We start from the raw sequence: 18,151 nt of genomic DNA, 5'->3' as shown, positions 1-18,151 counted from the left end.
CCTGAGTGCTCAGCGGACGGTCTCCAGGACCTCCGCCGCGCCCAGGACCTCGGCGATCTCATTGAGCGCGTCGGTGCTGTCCAGGGCCAGCAGTTCCTTCTCGGTCACGCCGAGGTCGACGAGAACCTCGCGGTCTCCGATGGGTCCGGACGGCACGGCGTCGCCCGCGGTGGCGCCGCCGTCCTCGTCGTCGGCGTCGTCGTTCTCGGGTTCACCGTCCTCCGTGCCGTCGAGGTCGAGGGAGTCCAGGTCGGCGACGTCGTCGTCGGGCTCCCTTCCGAGCAGTTCGTCCGTGAGCAGGATCTCGCCATACGAGCTGCGGGCAGCGGCAGCGGCGTCCGAGACGTAGATACGAGGGTCCTCCTCGCCGTCCACGCGGACGACGCCGAACCACGCGTCCTCCTGCTCGATGAGTACGAGAACCGTGTCCTCGTCGGCCGAGGCCTCGCGGGCCAGGTCGGCCAGATCCGACAGGGTCTCCACATCGTCGAGCTCTGTGTCGCTCGCTTCCCACCCGTCTTCGGTGCGCGCGAGCAGTGCGGCGAAGTACACCGTGACTCTCCCACTGGTCATAGGCGTGCCGGTTGGGGGTCCCCCCGGCGGAGGTTGCGGGCGGGGAGGGCTGCTCCGAGCCCCGCCCACTCGGAATCGTGGCAGAAACAGAGCGTTCAGGAGAGGTCTTCGGCTCGCTGTGTCCCGCTCGCGTCCTCACAACCCGCACGAGCGGGGATGTGTGTCACGTCGCCGTAGTACCTCACCAGGGCGCTCGGCGCCCGCCATCAGCGGGATCGTACGCCGAGGACGGCTCCGCCGCGCACACGGCTGTCCGGCACCGGCCCCTACGCCCCTCCAGTGGCCGTTCGGCGCAGGCCCCGCTACCAGCGGAACGTGCGCATGCGCAGGGCGTGGCGTAACCGGGCCGCCTTGGCGCGGCGCGGCTGCACCCGGTCGCGCAGTTCGCGCGCCTCCGCGAGATCCCGCAGGAACTGGGCCCGCCGCCGACGACGTTCGACGTCATTCTCCGGCGGGGGCGGCGGGGGCGGCGGGGGCGACGGGGACGACGGAGGGCCGTCGACGGCTCGCTGCGGTGAGCGGCCTGACCGGCCTCCGGCAGCCGTTTCCGTCGGAGGGCGTCCGGCGGCGGTCTGTGCAGGCGTGGCCCGGCCCGCGGTTCCCCGCCGGGGAGGCACGTCCGTCTTCAGGTCCCGTCGCAGATCCTGTTCGCGGTTCCCCATAGACCACCACCCCAGTCCGTCCCTCCCACCTTCCCTCTGACGGGTGGTTTGATGCCAGAGTCGGGTTTGCCGGGTGTGGGGCGAAGCCCGTCCCGCACGGGCGGTGTGGGCGGCCGGGGCCCCGGATACCCTGGTGCGCATGCGTCTCCACGTCGTCGACCACCCCCTGGTCGCTCATAAGCTCACCACGCTGCGCGACCAGCGCACCGACTCCCCGACCTTCCGGCGGCTCGCCGACGAACTGGTCACCCTGCTCGCCTACGAGGCGACCCGCGACGTGCGCACCGAGCAGGTCGACATCGTGACCCCGGTGTCCGGGACCACGGGCGTCAAGCTGTCCCACCCGCGCCCTCTCGTCGTACCGATCCTGCGGGCGGGCCTGGGCATGCTCGACGGCATGATGCGCCTGCTGCCGACCGCCGAGGTGGGCTTCCTGGGCATGATCCGCAACGAGGAGACGCTCGAGGCGTCCACGTACGCGACGCGCATGCCCGAGGATCTCTCCGGCCGCCAGGTGTACGTACTCGACCCGATGCTCGCCACGGGCGGCACCCTCGTCGCGGCGATCCAGGAGCTGATCAAGCGCGGTGCCGACGACGTCACGGCCGTGGTGCTGCTGGCGGCCCCCGAGGGTGTCGAGGTCATGGAGCGCGAGCTCGCGGGCACACCGGTGACGGTCGTGACGGCGTCCGTCGACCAGCGGCTCAACGACAACGGTTACATCGTGCCGGGCCTCGGAGACGCGGGGGACCGTTTGTACGGGGCTGCCGAGTAGCGGCTCGCCAGGCCCTAGCAGCCCTTCTTCGTCTGTGAGGGTGCCGGCGCCGGCTTGGCCAGGGTGGTCAGGGCCTTGTCGGCGTCCTCTTTCTTTGCCAGCTTCTTGAAGCCGGTGCCGAGGACGAGGTCGACCTCGGCGGGCTTCGTACGGGCGTCGGTCTTCAGCTCGGCGCCGGCCAGCTGGGTGGCGAGTACGGGCAGCGCGGTCTCGGCGGCCGCCTTGGCGCCGAGCAGCAGTCCGGGGCCCTTGACCTTCTTGTCGTACTCCTTCGTCGCGTTGCCCACCTCGCCGATCTTGAAGCCGCGCTTCTTGAGCTCGTCCGCGGTGGACTTGGCGAGGCCGCTGCGCGGCGTGGCGTTGAGGACGTTGACGGTGATCTGGCCGGGCTTGGGCAGGGCCTTGACCGGTTGCGTCGCGGAGGCGGACGGGGACGGGGAGGCCTTGCAGTCCGCCGCCGTGTCCGCGGCGCCGGCCTTGGCGCCGCCCGTGAACACGTCGATGAGCTGCAGCGTGCCCCAGCCGAGCAGGCCGAGCACGGCGACGGAGGCCACGACCGCGAGGGCGAGCCTGCGGCGCCCCCGGTTTTGGCGCATCCGTGGGTACTTGTCCCCCGTGATCTTGTACTTGCCGCCCATGCCAGGGGGAGTCAGCATGCTCATGAGCGCAGCGTAGTGCGCCAGGGCGATGATTCCTACTAGATGATCATTGCCCGGCGCTCAGTCCAACCCGAAAGGGTCAACGCGGGAGTGAGTGCCCGTCAGTCAGTCGAGTTCGAGGACGCGGGCGTGCAGCACCTGGCGCTGCTGGAGCGCGGCGCGGACGGCTCTGTGCAGGCCGTCCTCCAGATACAGGTCGCCCCGCCACTTCACCACGTGCGCGAAGAGGTCGCCGTAGAACGTGGAGTCCTCGGCGAGCAGCGTTTCGAGGTCGAGCTGCCCCTTGGTCGTCACGAGCTGATCGAGGCGGACCGGGCGCGGCGCGACGTCCGCCCACTGCCGGGTGCTTTCCCGGCCGTGGTCGGGGTACGGCCGGCCGTTTCCGATGCGCTTGAAGATCACACGGAAAGCCTACCGGTCATGACCTTCCGGGCGCAGCCATGGCGGCGTAGTGCGACCTCGGAAATTCGTTGTAAATCAGGCCACATGGTTCATTCTTCGAGCTCGCCTGGACGCGATCGGGCGTGCCCGGGCGCACTCGGGGGGCGCGCCAGTGCCGGGCAAAACGGGAGAAGAGGCTGAAATGACCGGCATGAGGGCCGGATCAGGGACCGATATGCCGGGGGATTCGCCTCCGGGCGCGTCGCCGGCAGGCCCCGGTGGTGGGCGTCAGAAGGATCGCGGGACGTATCGCGCGCGTTCGCGCATGCGTACGGCCGTGATGATCTCCGTGATCCCCAGGGCGAGGAGCCAGCAGCCGCCGACGACGGTCAGGACCTCGATCGACTCGAAGGGCGACACGACCAGGACGACGCCGGCGAAGAAGCTGATGACACCGAGAAGGATCTGCCAGGCGCGGGCGGGCATGGCGGGGTCGGACGCGGCCGCCAGGATCTGTGTGACGCCGCGGAAGAGCCAGCCGATGCCGATCCACAGCGCCAGCAGCAGGATCGACCGCATCGCCCCGCGGAAGCAGAACAGGCCCAGCAGAATCGACAACGAGCCACTGATGAAAGCCATGACGCGCAGGGACGCCGTCGCGTGCGTACCGAAGGCGGAGACCAGCTGCAGGACGCCGCTGAAGAGCAGATAGAGCCCGAACAGCACGCCCGCCGCGAGCAGCGTCGCCTCCGGCCAGGCCAGTGCCACGATGCCCAGTGCGAGGGCCGCGATGCCGGCCCCCAGCACCGCCTGCCAGGCGCTCCGCGCGAGACGGTGCAGAGGTCCTTGCGGACCCATGGGTCCGTCGGGCCGGTGGGTGGCCCGCGTGGCGTGGACCCGTCGGTCGTCGAACTCCGACCCCCACGGGGACCCACTCGGTACCTCGGCCATGCCCCATGCTCCGACCGGGCGCGGCGGCCCTGCCACTGGGGTGGGCCACGCGACTGAAAGCGGCGTGACGGAGCGTCGCGCGCCCTCTGGCTCCCGCTATGTCCCGGAGGCCTTCGTGGCCTTCGTGGCCTTGGCGGTCTTCGCCGCCTTCGCGGCCGCCTTCATCTCCTGTTTGTGCGCCCTGACCTTCGCCAGGGACTCGGGCCCGGTGATGTCCGCGACCGAGCGGAACGACTGCGGATCGCCGTACGGGCCGGCCGCCTCGCGCCAGCCCTCCGGCCGCACGCCGAGTTGCTTTCCCAGGAGGGCGAGGAAGATCTGGGACTTCTGGGTGCCGAAGCCGGGGAGGGCATTGAGGCGTTTGAGGAGTTCCGCGCCGTTCGCCGCGTCCTCCCAGAGCGCGGCCGCGTTTCCGTCGTAGTGCTCGACGAGGTACTGGCACAGCTGCTGGATCCGGTTGGCCATGGAGCCCGGGTAGCGGTGCACAGCCGGCTTGGTGGAGAGGATCGCGGTGAAGGCTTCGGGGTCGTACGCCGCGATCTCGTGCGCGTCGAGATCGTCCGCGCTCATCCGCTGGGCGATCGTGTACGGGCCCGCGAACGCCCACTCCATCGGAACCTGCTGGTCCAGCAGCATTCCGACCAGCGCGGCGAGCGGACTGCGCCCGAGGAGTTCATCGGCATCGGGCTGCTGAGCGAGGTGAAGGGTCACGTCCATACACCGATGATCGCCCCGGACGCCCGCGCACGCCCGCCCGGGTCCCGGTCCGTCGTCCCAGCCCACCGCCCGTGAAGGTTAGGCTCGCCTAACCCAATGAGTGGAGGGGTCATGGAAACCCGTCGCGACGCCTGGGGGATTCCGCATCTGCGGGCGGGGAGCGCGCGCGAACTCGCCTTCGCGCAGGGCCGCAACGCCGCGGTCGACCGCGCCTGGCAGATCGAGATCGAGCGGCACAGGTCGCAGGGCACCTCGGCCGCGTTCCCCGGCGCCGACGCCCTCGCCTGGGACCGGTTCGCGCGACAGGCGCGGCTCGACGACACCGCGCGACGGTGTTCCGCGGCCCTGGAGGGACGCGACCCCGAGACGGCCGCCTGGGTCCGGGCGTATGTCGACGGGGTCAACGAGGGCCTGGCCGAGGAGGCACGCCGCTCCCCCGGCCGCCGTTCTCCCGGTCGCGGTTCTCGCAGCCGCGCCCCCGAGTTCGCGGCGACCGGTCTCGCGCCGGGCCGCTGGGAGCCGTGGACACCCCTGGCGGTCTGGCTCGCCACGCACATCCTGTTCGCCGGCTTCCCCGCCAAGCTGTGGCGCGAGGAGGTCGCACGGCGACTGGGCGCGGAGGCGGTCGGGCTGTTCGCCGCCGACGGGCCCGGCACCTCCGGCAGCAACGGCTGGCTCGTCTCCGGCAAGCGCACCGCCACCGGACAGCCGGTCATCGCGGGCGACCCCCACCGCGTGGCGATCCCGGCTGCCGGGAGGGCAGCGACTTGCCTTTCTCCGTTCCTCGTGCCCCTGACGGGGCGCTCTCAGGTCACTGGGCTCCTTCGGGATGCGTCGGCGGGCCCTCGTGGGGCATGGTCGGTGGGTGGTCCAAGACATCACTCCAGAAGCCCTGGTCGCTCGCTATCAGTTGGAGCCGATCCCCCGGGAGGGCGGGCGCTTCCGCCGGACCTGGGAGGGCCCCGAACGCCCCGACGGCCGCCCCGAGGGAACGGCGATCGTCGCGCTCCTGACCTCGGAGCCCGGCGACTTCTCGGCGCTGCACCGGCTCCCGGCCGACGAGGTGTGGCACTTCTACCTGGGTGATCCGCTGGAGATGCTGCTGCTGGCCCCGGACGGTACGTCCCGCACGGTCGTGCTGGGCCCCGATGTGCTCGACGGGCGGCAGCACGTGCAGTACACCGTGCCCGCGGGCACTTGGATGGGGGCGCATGTCGTCCCGGGCGGGGCCTGGTCGTTCTTCGGCTGCACGATGGCGCCGGGCTTCACCTACGGCGGTTACGAGCACGGGGACGCCGCCGAGTTGACGGCCCGCTACCCGGCGGAGGCCGCGCGGATCGCCGCGCTGAGCCGGCCGTGACCGGGCGGGACGAGGCCGGGCGGGACGAGGCCGGGCCGGTCGAGACGCGGCCGGTCGTGAGCGTGAGCGGGTTGCTCGCGGGGCAGGTGGCGCTGGTGACCGGGGCCTCGGGCGGCCTCGGGCGGGGGATCGCACTGCGGTTCGCACAGGCGGGGGCGGCGGTGGCCGTTCACTACCGCACGGACGCGGACGGGGCGCACGAAGTGGTCGGTCTCGTCGAGGACCTGGGCGGCAGCGCGGTCGCCCTGTACGCCGACCTGACCGTCGAGGCCGAGTGCCACCGCCTGGTGCGCGAAGCGGCCGACTGGGGCGGCGGCACTCTGACGGCGCTGGTGGACAACGCGGGCGTACAACCGACCCAGGAGCTGCCCGGGATGACCGTGTCCGACTGGCGGGCCGTGGTCGACGCGAACCTGTCGAGCGTCTTCGCGTGTACGCAGGCGGCCGCGGAGGTGATGCGGCGGAGCGACGGTGGCGATGGCGGCGGCAGCGGGGGCGGCAACGGTGGGAGCATCACCCACATCGCCTCCATCGAGGCCACGCACCCCGCGCCGCTGCACGCCCACTACTGCGCGTCCAAGGCGGCCGTCGTCATGCACGCACGGTCGGCGGCCCTGGAGTACGGTCCGTACGGGATCCGCGTCAACACCGTCTCGCCGGGTTTGATCGACCGCGCCGGCCTGGCTGAGGCGTGGCCGGACGGCGTACGGCGCTGGCAACGGGCCGTACCCACCGGCCGCCTGGGGCGCCCGGAGGACGTCGGTGACGCCTGTGTGTTCCTCGCCTCACCCATGGCCTCGTGGATCACGGGACACGACCTGGTCGTGGACGGCGGGGTGTCGGCGCGACCGACCTGGTGAGAGGGAACTCGCCCTCACGTGCGTGGTGCTGAGCAAGGTGCCGTGTACATCCGTATCAAGAGGACAGAGCACGACGACGGAGAACGGAGACGCGACGTGGGCCGAATACCGCGGATGTCGGCGCCGCGCCGGGCAGTGGCCCTCGTCGTGCTGCTGGGCACCCTGTTCCTGCTCGGCGGCGCCGGAACCGCGTCCGCGCACTCCGCCCTGCGCGACACCGACCCCCGTGAGGATTCGGTCGTCAAGACCGCCCCGAAGCAGGTCACTTTGACCTTCACCGAGTCGGTCGGCCTCTCCGACGACTCGATCCGGGTCCTGGACCCCGAGAACCGCGACGTGAGCGTGGGCGAAGCGGCCCACGCGGCCGGCCGCTCCGACACCGCGCGCGTACGGCTCCGCGACGACCTGCCCGACGGCACGTTCACCGTGGCCTGGCGCGTGGTCTCGGCGGACAGCCACCCCATCGCGGGCGCCTTCACCTTCTCCGTCGGCAAGCCCTCCGCGACCGCCGCGGTGCCGGTCGGGCCCGCGGTGAACCCCGCCACGGGCGTGCTCTACGGCATCGCCCGGTACGCCGCGTACGCCGCCGCGGCCCTGCTCATCGGCGCGGCCACCTTCCTGCTCGCCTGTCGGCCGCCCTCCGCCGAACCGCTGCGGAAACCCTTCCGCATCGGCTGCTGGACGCTGCTCGCGTCCACCGTGGCCCTGCTGTTCCTGCGCGGCCCGTACGCCCGCGGAACCGGCCCCACATCCGCCTTCGACCCCTCCCTCCTGCAGAACACGATGGACAGCAGGCCCGGTTGGGCGCTGCTGGCGAGGCTGATCCTGCTCGGCGCGGTGACGGTCTTCCTCGTACGACTGGGCAGGAGCGAGCATCGGCCGCAGGAGCGTCCGAAGCCCGCCGTCCTCGTGTCGGGCGCTCTCCTCGCCGTGGCCCTGGCGGGTACCTGGGCCGCCGCCGAGCACGCGTCCGCGGGGATCCAGGTCCCCGTGGCGATGACCTCCTCCGTACTGCACCTGCTGGCGATGGCGGTCTGGCTGGGGGGCCTCGCCGCACTGCTCATCACCCTTCACCGCCCCGAGATCCCGCTCCTGGCAGCCCCGGTGGCCCGCTTCTCCCGACTGGCGTTCACCTCGGTGGCGGTGCTGGTGGCCACGGGTGTCTACCAGTCCTGGCGTGGCCTCGGCTCCTGGGGCGCGCTGGCCGGTACGCAGTACGGCCGGCTCCTGGTCGCCAAGGTGGTTGTGGTGGTGCTGTTGCTGGGGGCGGCGGCGTACTCGCGGCAATGGACGACCGGACGACTGGGGCTGGGTGCGGAAACGCAGCCGCGGGTACGTGAGTTGGAGACGGTCGGGGCAGCGGCCTCGGCCGGGGCCGGTCCGGGGGGTACGGGCGATGCCGAGGAGCCGGACGATTCCCATGAGCCCGACGAGTCCCATGAGTCCAGCGGCGGCCCTGAGACGCCGGCCCGCCGTCAGGAGCTGCGCCGCTCGGTGCTGACCGAAGTCGTCGTGGGCGTCCTGGTGTTGGTGATCACGACGGTCCTGACCGGCACCGAGCCGGGCCGGGCGGCCACCGAGACGCGGACGGACGCCACGGCGGCCGCCGACCCGCCCGTGACGTCAACGACCGTGGTTCCCTTCGACGTCGGTACCCCGGGCGGCCGCGGAAAGGTCCAGATCGTGCTGGAGCCGGGCCGTGTGGGCGAGAACAGGATCGAGGCGCTGGTCATGGCGGCCGACGGAGGTGTCTCCACGGTCCCCGAAATCCGCCTCACCTTCACCTTGCCCTCCCAGAAGATCGGCCCGATCGACGCCGAACTCACCGACCAGGGCGGCTATTGGGGCACGGACTCCCTCAATCTCCCGCTCCCCGGCACCTGGACGATGAAGGTCACCGTCCGCACGACGGACATCGACCAGGTGACCGAGTCGAAAACGGTGAAGATCGCCCCCTGAGCGGGCACCCGAGCAGGCACCCGAGCGGGGCAGTTGGGCGGGGCAGTTGGGCGGGCACCCGAGCGGGGGCTGCTGGGCTCAGGCGCCCCCGGCCTTCAGCCGGGCTTCCAGCCCGTCGAGAACGGACGCCAGCCCGTCGTCGAAGCTGTCGTCCAGGGCGCCGCCCTTCGCCGCGCGTTCACGCTGGGCGGCGTACAGCCTCTGGAGTCGCGGATACGCGTCGCGTGCGGCCTCCTCGGCCGCCGGCAGCAGCCGCTCCATCCACTCCTGTTCGCTCTGTCCGCTGCGGTTGACCGTGGTGAGCCAGGCGGCCTCGGTGATGGCGACGCCCATCGTGTACGCGCCGACGGTGGTCACCGCCTGATCGGCCTGTTCCAGGCTGAAGCCCGCGTCCTCGAACACACCGAGCATGGCGTCGGAGAACCGCATCATGTTCGGTCCCAGATAGGCCAGTCCGGCCTCGCCGAGCACGGAGGCCACCCATGGATGCCGCAGGAAAGCGGCCCGCAGACTCCGGGCACACCGCCGGACGGCCGCCCGCCACTCCACGGACTCGCCCTCGCCCGGAATCTCGATCTCCCCGAAGACCTCGTCCACGACGAGCTCGATCAGTTCGTCCTTGTTGGCCACGTGCGAGTACATGGAGGTGGCTCCCGCGTTCAGCCGAGCCCCCAACTTCCGCATACTCAGGGCCTCGAGCCCCTCCGCGTCCAGCAACTCCAAGGCGGCCTTCACGATCTGACCCCGACTCAGCACGGGCTGCTCCCGCCGCTCTTTGCGGGGCCGGGTCCAGACGGAGGGGAAGGCCTGCTTGTCGGGTGTCATGCGGTGTCCTCTTCGATTGCGGCGTCTGACTCTCGGCGATGGCTCCGCGCCTGCTCCCCGGCCACTGTTTCCCCGACCACTACTCCCAGACCACTACTCCCAGACCACGACGTTCCGCCGCACCGGCACCGTCTGGGAGTTCGTGGCGAAGAGTTCCGGTGAGCGCGCCCGGATGCGCTCGACGTCGTCGAACACCGCGCGCAGATGGGTGCGCATGGCCGTGCGGGCCGATGCGGCGTTCCCGCCGAGCACCGCGTCGAAGATCTCCGCGTGCTGGGCGGCGAAGCGGGCCGGCGAGGCGTTCTCGTAGAGGCCGAGGCGACGGGCCCGGTCGAGGTGGCCCTTCGCCGCGACCACGGTCGCCCACGCGTTCCCGTGTCCGCTCAGGCGCAGAAGCCCCTGGTGGAAGGCCTCGTCGAGCGCGAAGAACTCCTCCAGGCCCAGGTCGGGACGGCGCTGCTCCTCCAGATTGGCCCGCAGATCCTGGACCAGGTCGGGGGCGAGGTCGGCGGGAAGGTCCTCCAGGGAGGCCAGCTCCACGGCCTCGCGGATGAACTGCGCGTCGGCGACCTTGGCCGGGTCGACGCGTGAGACGAAGGAGCCGACCTGTGGAAAGACCTGGACCAGGCCCTCCTGGGACAGCAGGATCAGGCTCTCCCTGACCGGTGTGCGGCTCACACCGAGAGATGCCGCGAGCTCGTTCTCGGACAGGGCTGCGCCCGGGGGCAGTTCCAGCGTGAGGACCTTCTGCCGCAGCGTCTCGTAGACGGTGGTGCGACTGGTCCGCTCCCGGCTCGGCTGCCGGTTCGATCGAGCCATGGACTCATCGTATCGGGGGCCCGTACAGACCGTTGCCCACTGCTGACGCAGGTATTGCAACTCTGCCCGACCGCTGCTTGTATACCAGTACTGATAGACCAGTAGCCGGACCAATCGCGGCGAGCGGGTGGCCGCCGAGGAGTGGGATCTGTGAGCACGATCGAGCGAGCCGAGGTGTTCGTCGCCTCCCCGGGGCGCACCTTCGTCACCCTGCGCATCACGACCTCGGACGGGGTGACCGGACTCGGCGACGCCACACTCAACGGCCGTGAGCTCGCCGTCGCCTCCTACCTCCAAGACCACCTCGTGCCCCTGCTGATCGGCAAGGACCCGGCGCGTATCGAGGACATGTGGCAGTACCTCTACAAGGGCGCGTACTGGCGGCGCGGTCCGGTCACCATGACCGCGATCTCCGCCGTCGACACGGCCCTGTGGGACATCAAGGGCAAGGTCGCGGGCCTGCCCGTCTACCAGCTGCTCGGCGGCCGCTCGCGCGACGGCGTGATGGTCTACTCGCACGCCAGCGGCACCGACGTCCCCTCCCTGCTCGACGACGTCCAGCGCTACCTCGACCTGGGCTACAAGGCCGTGCGCGCCCAGGCCGCCGTCCCGGACGTGGGCGGTACCTACGGCGTGCGCAAGGGCACGGTCTACGAGCCGGCCGCGAGCACGCTGCCCGACGAGCAGCCCTGGGACACCGAGGCGTACCTCAGGTTCGCGCCGACCTATCTCGACGCGGTCCGCGAGCGCTTCGGCTTCGGCTTCCACCTCCTGCACGACGTGCACCACCGGCTCACCCCGATCGAGGCCGCCCGCTTCGGCAAGCGGGTCGAGGACGCCCAGCTGTTCTGGATGGAGGACCCGACGCCCGCCGAGAACCAGGAGGCGTTCCGGCTGATCCGGCAGCACACGACGACACCTCTCGCCGTCGGAGAGGTGCTGACCTCGATCTGGGACGTGCAGCACCTGATCACCGAGCAGCTCATCGACTACGTACGCACCACCGTCGTGCACGCCGGAGGGATCACGCATCTGCGCCGGATCTTCGACCTGGCCGCCCTCTACCAGGTCCGCACCGGCTCGCACGGCGCGACGGACCTCTCGCCGGTCAGCCTCGCCGCCGCCGTGCACATCGACATCGCGGTCCCCAACTTCGGCATCCAGGAGTACATGGGGCACGTCGACGAGACGGCGGAGGTCTTCCGCAGCGGGGTGACCTTCGCCGACGGCATGCTGCACCCCTGCGAGGAGCCGGGCCTCGGGGTCGAGTACGACGAGAAGGCGGCCGAGCGCTTCCCCTACGAGCCCCGCTATCTGCCCGTGGCGAGGCGGCTCGACGGCTCGGTGCACGACTGGTGAGCGCCGTGACCGACACTTCGACGCCTCCGCCCTGGTTGAACCTCGCGGCGCTCGGCGGACTCGCGGCGGAGCGGCGCCCGGCCGTCGACCCCCGTGAACTGCGGCCCCGCGTCGTCCACTTCGGCCTCGGCGCCTTCCACCGCGCACACCAGGCCGTCTACACCGAGCACGCCGCCGCCCGCTCCGGCGAGCCGTGGGGCATCGCCGCCGTCGCCCCGCGCTCCGTCGACGCGGTCACCGCCCTGCGCGCCCAGGACTGCCTCTACTCGCTGACCGAGCGCCGCCCCGCGGGCACGGTCACCCGCGCGGTCGGGTCGGTCGTCGAGGCCCTGGGGCTGGGCCCGGACACCGCGCGCGTCGACGCACTCCTCGCCTCTCCCGACGTCACGGTGCTGACCCTGACGATCACGGAGAAGGGCTACCACCGCCGCCCCGACACCGGACGGCTGGACCTCACGGCACCGGGGATCGCCGCGGACCTCGCCGCCTGCGGGAGCTCCTCCGGCGGGAGCGGCGACGCCGGAAGCACCGTCACGGTGATCGGGCGGATCGCCGCCGGGCTCGCCGCGCGGATGCGCTCCGGCGGCGCCCCGCTCACCGTCGTGTCCTGCGACAACATGGCGGCCAACGGCGCCGCGCTCGAGACGGTCGTCCGCGGCTTCGTGGCGGCCTCGTCCTGGCCCGACCGCCAAGCGGTGCTCGACTGGATGACCGACTCCGTCGCCTTCCCCGCGACGGTCGTCGACCGCATCGTGCCCGCGACCACCGAGGCCGACCGGGCGGCGGCTCACACCGCGCTCGGCGTACGCGACCGGATGCCGGTCGTCGGGGAGCCGTACCGGAGTTGGGTCCTGGAGGACTCCTTCGCCGGACCGCGCCCCCGGTGGGAGCTCGACGGCGCCCTGTTCGTCCCCGACGTCGTGCCGTACCAGCTCACCAAGCTGCGGATGCTCAACGGCTCCCACTCGGCCCTGGCCTACCTCGGCGTCGCGGCCGGTTGTACGACCATCGCCGACACCATGGCGGCTGGCTGGGGCGAGCGGCTGGTCGAAGCGCTGTGCGCCGAGGTCGCGCCGACCCTGCCGCCGGGCGGCCCGGACCCGGCGGCGTACGCGGGCGACCTGGTCGAGCGGTTCGCCAACCCCGGCATGCGGCACCTGCTCCGGCAGATCGGCTGCGACGGTTCCCTGAAGGTGCCGGAACGGTGGCTCGACGCACTCCGCTCGCTGCGCGCGGCCGCCGCGTCGGCTCCGGTGCTCGAACTGGCCCTCGCGGCCTGGGCGAACGCGACCCGCCCCGCAGCGGACGGCGGCCAGCTGTTCGGCACGACCGACCCTGCCGCCACCGAACTCGCCTCCTGCTGGGGCCGGTTACCGGAAGGCCCCGAGGGCGAAGACGCCAAGGGCGAAGACTCCAAGGCCGGAGACTCCAAGGCCACGGTGCGACGTCTGCTCCGTGTCCTCGGCGCCGCTGATCTGGCGGAGGACGGCACGCTCGTCACCGCCGTCGCCGCGCGGCTGCCCGCCCTGCGGGCCGGCCGCATCGAGATCTGACGTCCCCACCTCCCCAGCTCACCTCCCCGCATCCCACATCCCCACATCCCCCTCCCCAAGTACCGCCCCGAACAACGGAGTTCACCATGTCGGACAGCAGGACGGCGGAGCCAGAGACCGCCGTGAGGAGGACGACACGCGACCTCACCAGGGCAGCCGCCTCCGGCTGGCTCGGTACGGCGATGGAGTTCATGGACTTCCAGCTGTACTCCCTGGCCGCGGCCATCGTCTTCAACAAGATCTTCTTCCCCGACGTCAGCCCGGCGATCGGGCTGATCGCCGCGATGGCGACGTACGGCGTCGGATACGTCGCCCGGCTCGCCGGCGCCGTCTACTTCGGGCGGATGGGTGACCGCATCGGCCGCAAGAAGGTGCTGTTCCTGACGATCCTGCTGATGGGCGCGTCGACCACGCTGATCGGCGTCCTGCCGACGTACGCGACGATCGGCATCCTCGCCCCGGTGCTGCTGGTCGTGCTCCGTCTCATCCAGGGCTTCGGCGCCGGCGCTGAGATCGCCGGGGCCACCGTCATGCTCGCCGAGTACGCCCCCGTCCCCCGCCGCGGCCTGATCTCCTCGCTGGTGTCGCTCGGCACCAACTCCGGCACGCTGGCCGCGTCCGGCCTGTGGGCGATCCTGCTCGCCACCCTCAGCGACGAGCAGCTGCTCGCCTGGGGATGGCGTCTGCCGTTCCTGCTGAGCTTCCTGCTCATGCTCTTCGCGGTCTGGCTGCGCCGGAACCTCAAGGAGAGCCCCGTCTTCGAGGAGCGGGCCGACGTCGTGGACGGGGTCGCGATGACCCGTACCGAGATCGAGCAGGTCATCGAGGGGACGCCGGTCCAGAAGTCCCAGGAGAAGGCCGACGAGAAGCGCGAGAGCGTTCTGGAGGCCGGGATCCGGCAGCGCAAGGGCAAGGCGTTCTTCCTCGCCCTCGGGCTGCGGTTCGGTCAGGCCGGCAACTCGGGCCTGATCCAGACCTTCCTCGTCGGTTACATCGCCTCCACGCTGGACGCCGAGAAGTCCGTCCCGACCAGCGCCATCGTGTACGGCTCCTTGCTGGGTTTCGCCACCGTGCCCCTCATCGGCCTGCTCGGCGACCGTTTCGGCCGCCGTCCGATGTACATCGGCCTCTCCCTGCTGACCATCGCCTTCGCCTTCCCGATGATGCTGCTCGTCACGTCCGACAGCACGTTCGCGCTGACGCTCGGTATGGTCCTCGGCCTCAACATCGGTGTCCTGGGCCTGTTCTCGCTGGAGAGCGTCGCGATGGCCGAGCTGTTCGGCTCCCGGACCCGCTTCACCCAGCTGGCGCTGGCCAAAGAGATCGGCGGCATCCTCGCCACGGCGATCGGCCCGGTCCTCGCGGCGACGCTCACCGCCGTCACCGGAAGCTGGTGGCCGATCGCCGCGATGCTCGTCGTCTACTCGCTGATCACCCTGGCCTCCGCGCTCCTCGCTCCCGAGACCCGTGGACGGGACCTGGTCCGGCTGGAGGACGCGGTATGACACCGGAGGCGGGCCGCACCATGCGGGCGGTCGTCGTCCACGGCCCTAAGGACGTCCGGGTCGACGTACGCCCCTGTCCCGTACCGGGGGAGGGCGAGGTCCTCCTCGCCATGGAGTGGGGCGGGATCTGCGGCTCCGACGTCGCCTACTGGAAGCACGGGGCGTCCGGGACGGCCGCCCTCAGGCACCCCCTGGTCCTCGGGCACGAGGTCGCCGGTCGCATCGCCGCGGTGGGCGCGGGAGCCGGCGGCCTGGAGACCGGGCAGCCGGCCACGGTCCATCCCGCCGAACCCGTCGGCGACGGCCGCCTTCCCGACCGCATAGCCGGCCGTACGAACCTCTGCCCCGAGGTCCGCTACTTCGGCTCGGCCGCCTTCGACCCGCACACCGACGGGGGGTTCAGCGAGTACCGGGTCGTCCGCGCGGACCGGATACGCCCGCTCCCGGAGGGCGTGAGCACCGAACACGGCGCCCTCGCCGAGCCGTTGGCCGTGGCCATGCACGCGGTGCACCGGGCCGGTGACCTGCGCGGCAGGACCGTGTTGGTCAACGGCGCGGGCCCGATCGGTTCGCTGGTCGTGGCGGCGGCGAAGTACGGCGGGGCGGCGGCGGTGATCGCGGCGGACCTGTCGGCGCCGTCGCTCGCGGTCGCCCGGGCGATGGGCGCGGACGAGACGGTCGACATCGCCGCGGGCGAGGTCCTGCCCACGGACGTGGAAGTGGCCTTCGAGGCGTCAGGTGCCCCTGCCGCCCTCGGCCCCGTCCTGCGGTCCACCGCGCGAGGCGGCACGATCGTCCAGGTCGGCAACCTGCCCGGGGCGGCCGTCTCCGCCGCCCTCGGCGATCTGGTGACCCGGGAGATCACCTGGATCGGCTCCTACCGCTTCGTCGAGGAGATCGACGACGCACTGCGCGCGATGCGCGAGGGCCTCGACGTGTCCCCCCTCATCACCCATCGCTTCCCCCTCGCGGCGGCGCACGAGGCCCTCTCCGTCGCCGCTGACCCGGCGAGCGGGAGCAGCAAGGTGCTGTTACGGCTCGGCGGCGGGGAGTAGTCCGGACCGGACAGCGGGCCGCCCCAGGCGGAGCCAACAGGAGGAATTCCCCGACGAGTTGATGCCTGAAGCCGAACTCGGCCAACTTCGCGCGAAGTTCATGGAGTTCTCACGGTTCGCTGGGTTAATGAGGTCGCAAAGCTCCGCCCCCAACTCTCGTCCCGGAGGTCTGGAACCATGACCCGGAGCCACCCCCAGCCGTCCCGCCGCACCGTTCTCGGCGGTGCCGCCCTCACCGCGCTCACCGCCGTGGCGGGCGGCGCCGGGACGGCGAACGCCGCCGCCTCCTCCGCCTCGGCCGCCACCTGGCCGACCGAGTTCCCGCTGCCCGACGGTTTCCTCCCCGAGGGGATCACCATCGGCCGGAAGCCTTACGCCTACATGGGCTCGCGGGCCAACGGCGCCGTCTACCGCACCGATCTGCGGACCGGCGAGGGCGGAGTCATCCACGAGGGCGTCACCGGCACGGCGTCCATCGGGCTGAAGGCGGACCACGACGGCCTGCTCTACATCTCCGGAGGCGGCGGAGGAACCGCGCGGGTCGTCGACTCCCGCACCGGCCGGCTCGTGACGACGTACCAACTGACCGGGGCGACGGGGCACTTCATCAACGACGTCATCCTGCTCGGCGACCGCGCCTGGTTCACCGACTCGCGCGACAGCGTGCTCTACGGCGTACCGCGCGGGCGCGCGGGCGAGGTCCGCGGCCTGCCGCTCGGCGGCGACTGGGTGCAGACGCCCGACGTGAACAACGCGAACGGCATCGTCTCCACTCCCGACGGCCGAGGGTTGATCGTCGTCAGCAGCACGCCGGGCAAGCTCTACCGCGTCGACCTCCGGACGGGGCACGCCACCGAGATCGCGCTGGACGGAGCGGACGATGTCGCGTTCGGCGACGGGCTCCTCCGTATCGGCCGGACGCTGTACGTCGTGCAGAACCGGCAGAACCTCATCAGCGTGTTCGACCTCGACGCCGAGGTCCGCTCCGCCACGCTGCGCCGCACGATCACCGACCCCCGCTTCGACGTCCCCACCACCGTCGCCCGCTGGGGCGACCGCCTCTACCTCGTCAACGCCCGCTTCACCAGCCCTCAGACACCCGACACCACGTTCAACGGGGTGGCTGTCTCTCTCTGAGTCATGTGACGCGACGTCACATCGCATGGCCCCTTCGTGTTTTGGATCGGCGCTTCTCCCGCGCTTCATCAGCGCTGTACGGGCGCTAACCGACCTCTCGCCACAGTGGCACCACCCGCTCTCCCCGGGAGAGCGGGCCGGCGAGTCGTCGCACTCGACGCCTCGGGCGAATCCTGCACGAGACCGAAGGGGAATGATTCATGCGTAGTGCTGTGCCACCGCAGCGCAGGGCCATACTCACCGGCGGGCTGGCGGCCACCGCGGCCCTGCTCACCGGCTGTTCGTCGAAGTCGGACGGCGCCGAGACGCAGAAGACGGCGCCCGCGGGGGCGGCGAAGACGCCCTCACCCTCCGCGGGCCCGCGACCGGACTCGCCCTGGGCGGCCTTCGCGCGGCTCATGGACGGCAACAAGCGGTGGGTGGACGGGACTCTCCAGCACCCCGACCGGGACCCCCGCCGACGCGAGTTCGTCGCCGAGGAGCAGAATCCCTTCGGCGTGATCCTCTCGTGCATCGACTCCCGGGTGCCGCCCGAGCTGCTCTTCGACACCGGGCTCGGCGACCTGTTCGTGATGCGCACCGGTGGCCAGGTGGTCGGACCGGTGGTCACCGGTTCCGTCGAGTACGGGCCCATGACGTCGGGGACCCCGCTGATCGTCGTGCTCGGGCATCAGCGCTGCGGCGCCGTCAAGGCGGCGTACGAAGCGATGCGTGACGGCAAGGAGTTGCCCGGCAACCTGCAGGCGATCGCCGACGCCCTGCGGCCGGCGTACGAGGAGACGGTCAAGGAGAAGGCCAAGGACCCGGTCGACGCGATGATCCGCATCCACGTCAAGCAGACCTCCGCCGAGCTGCGGGCGAACCAAGACCTCGGCCCGCTGGTGAAGAAGGGTGACTTGGCCGTGGTCAGCGCCTACTACTCGCTCGACACCGGCCAGGTGGAGGTCCTCACGGGGGCGCCTTCCGCCTGACGGCGGGAGTGACCGGGCAAAGCCCCTGGC

At 71.5% G+C, this 18,151-nt stretch carries 17 protein-coding genes and 1 pseudogene; 11 read left to right on the top strand and 7 right to left on the bottom strand.

All coding sequences use genetic code 11. From position 1 onward, the window contains the following. Positions 1-9: 9 nt before the first annotated feature. On the bottom strand, positions 10-552 hold the full coding sequence (locus FGD71_RS28885; RefSeq protein WP_119103475.1) for a tRNA adenosine deaminase-associated protein: 543 nt from the start codon (positions 550-552) through the stop codon (positions 10-12). 822 nt (positions 553-1,374) lie between these two features. Between FGD71_RS28885 and upp the strand changes: the two genes are divergently transcribed. After that, positions 1,375-2,010 (top strand): uracil phosphoribosyltransferase, encoded by a 636-nt coding sequence (gene upp / locus FGD71_RS28875; RefSeq protein ID WP_119103510.1) that lies wholly within the window; start codon positions 1,375-1,377, stop codon positions 2,008-2,010. Between the two features lie 14 nt (positions 2,011-2,024). On the opposite strand, the gene FGD71_RS28870 is transcribed toward upp, so the two are convergent. From FGD71_RS28870 to FGD71_RS28855, 4 genes are all read right to left on the bottom strand, one after another. Continuing rightward, positions 2,025-2,672, bottom strand: coding sequence for a LytR C-terminal domain-containing protein (locus FGD71_RS28870; RefSeq protein ID WP_240436821.1), 648 nt, complete (start codon positions 2,670-2,672; stop codon positions 2,025-2,027). Between the two features lie 102 nt (positions 2,673-2,774). Beyond that, positions 2,775-3,071 (bottom strand): type II toxin-antitoxin system VapB family antitoxin, encoded by a 297-nt coding sequence (locus FGD71_RS28865; RefSeq protein ID WP_003949502.1) that lies wholly within the window; start codon positions 3,069-3,071, stop codon positions 2,775-2,777. A 267-nt stretch (positions 3,072-3,338) separates the two neighbouring features. Then, entirely contained in the window at positions 3,339-4,001 is a 663-nt protein-coding gene (locus FGD71_RS28860; RefSeq protein ID WP_119103473.1) for an HdeD family acid-resistance protein, read from the bottom strand. 96 nt (positions 4,002-4,097) lie between these two features. Then, positions 4,098-4,718 (bottom strand): HhH-GPD-type base excision DNA repair protein, encoded by a 621-nt coding sequence (locus FGD71_RS28855; protein WP_119103472.1) that lies wholly within the window; start codon positions 4,716-4,718, stop codon positions 4,098-4,100. A 111-nt stretch (positions 4,719-4,829) separates the two neighbouring features. On the opposite strand from FGD71_RS28855, the pseudogene FGD71_RS28850 reads away from it, so the two are divergent. The 4 genes and pseudogenes from FGD71_RS28850 to FGD71_RS28835 form a co-directional block, all read left to right on the top strand. After that, positions 4,830-5,453 (top strand): annotated as a pseudogene (locus FGD71_RS28850) (penicillin acylase family protein); the annotation flags it as partial. A 142-nt stretch (positions 5,454-5,595) separates the two neighbouring features. Then, the gene (locus FGD71_RS28845) at positions 5,596-6,078 is read left to right on the top strand and encodes a cupin domain-containing protein (RefSeq protein WP_240436824.1); all 483 of its coding nucleotides are present in this window, start codon (positions 5,596-5,598) and stop codon (positions 6,076-6,078) included. Positions 6,079-6,134: 56 nt separating this feature from the next. Then, positions 6,135-6,938, top strand: a complete 804-nt coding sequence (locus tag FGD71_RS28840; RefSeq protein ID WP_119103509.1) for an SDR family NAD(P)-dependent oxidoreductase — start codon at positions 6,135-6,137, stop codon at positions 6,936-6,938. A 114-nt stretch (positions 6,939-7,052) separates the two neighbouring features. Continuing rightward, entirely contained in the window at positions 7,053-8,897 is a 1,845-nt protein-coding gene (locus FGD71_RS28835; RefSeq protein WP_119103470.1) for a copper resistance CopC/CopD family protein, read from the top strand. A gap of 78 nt (positions 8,898-8,975) precedes the next feature. Here FGD71_RS28835 and FGD71_RS28830 read toward each other — a convergent pair whose 3' ends face one another. Both FGD71_RS28830 and FGD71_RS28825 read right to left on the bottom strand, forming a co-directional pair. Next, positions 8,976-9,722 carry a TetR/AcrR family transcriptional regulator gene (locus FGD71_RS28830; protein ID WP_119103469.1) on the bottom strand — a complete coding sequence of 249 codons (747 nt, stop codon included), beginning with the start codon at positions 9,720-9,722 and terminating at the stop codon, positions 8,976-8,978. Between the two features lie 93 nt (positions 9,723-9,815). After that, positions 9,816-10,541: a GntR family transcriptional regulator gene (locus FGD71_RS28825; protein ID WP_119103468.1), complete on the bottom strand. Its 726-nt coding sequence runs from the start codon at positions 10,539-10,541 to the stop codon at positions 9,816-9,818. A gap of 150 nt (positions 10,542-10,691) precedes the next feature. On the opposite strand from FGD71_RS28825, the gene manD reads away from it, so the two are divergent. The 6 genes from manD (at position 10,692) to FGD71_RS28790 (ending at position 18,121) form a co-directional block, all read left to right on the top strand. After that, positions 10,692-11,900 (top strand): D-mannonate dehydratase ManD, encoded by a 1,209-nt coding sequence (gene manD, locus FGD71_RS28820; protein WP_119103467.1) that lies wholly within the window; start codon positions 10,692-10,694, stop codon positions 11,898-11,900. Between the two features lie 5 nt (positions 11,901-11,905). Then, a complete protein-coding gene (locus tag FGD71_RS28815) occupies positions 11,906-13,453 on the top strand; it encodes a mannitol dehydrogenase family protein (protein WP_119103466.1) in 1,548 nt (515 codons plus the stop codon). A gap of 86 nt (positions 13,454-13,539) precedes the next feature. After that, entirely contained in the window at positions 13,540-14,958 is a 1,419-nt protein-coding gene (locus tag FGD71_RS28810; RefSeq protein ID WP_119103465.1) for an MFS transporter, read from the top strand. Then, entirely contained in the window at positions 14,955-16,013 is a 1,059-nt protein-coding gene (locus FGD71_RS28805) for an L-idonate 5-dehydrogenase (RefSeq protein ID WP_240436820.1), read from the top strand. Before FGD71_RS28810 ends, FGD71_RS28805 begins: the two co-directional genes overlap by 4 nt. A gap of 177 nt (positions 16,014-16,190) precedes the next feature. Beyond that, positions 16,191-17,150, top strand: coding sequence for an SMP-30/gluconolactonase/LRE family protein (locus tag FGD71_RS28800; RefSeq protein ID WP_119103464.1), 960 nt, complete (start codon positions 16,191-16,193; stop codon positions 17,148-17,150). Between the two features lie 200 nt (positions 17,151-17,350). Then, positions 17,351-18,121: a carbonic anhydrase gene (locus tag FGD71_RS28790; protein WP_181359297.1), complete on the top strand. Its 771-nt coding sequence runs from the start codon at positions 17,351-17,353 to the stop codon at positions 18,119-18,121. Positions 18,122-18,151: the final 30 nt, after the last annotated feature.

Origin of the sequence: Streptomyces sporangiiformans (assembly GCF_005768555.2) — a bacterium.
In the GTDB taxonomy this organism is placed as follows: Bacteria; Actinomycetota; Actinomycetes; order Streptomycetales; family Streptomycetaceae; genus Streptomyces; species Streptomyces sporangiiformans.
The sequence above is the reverse complement of the archived record's forward strand: the minus strand, read 5'-3'. Positions and strand labels throughout refer to the sequence as shown.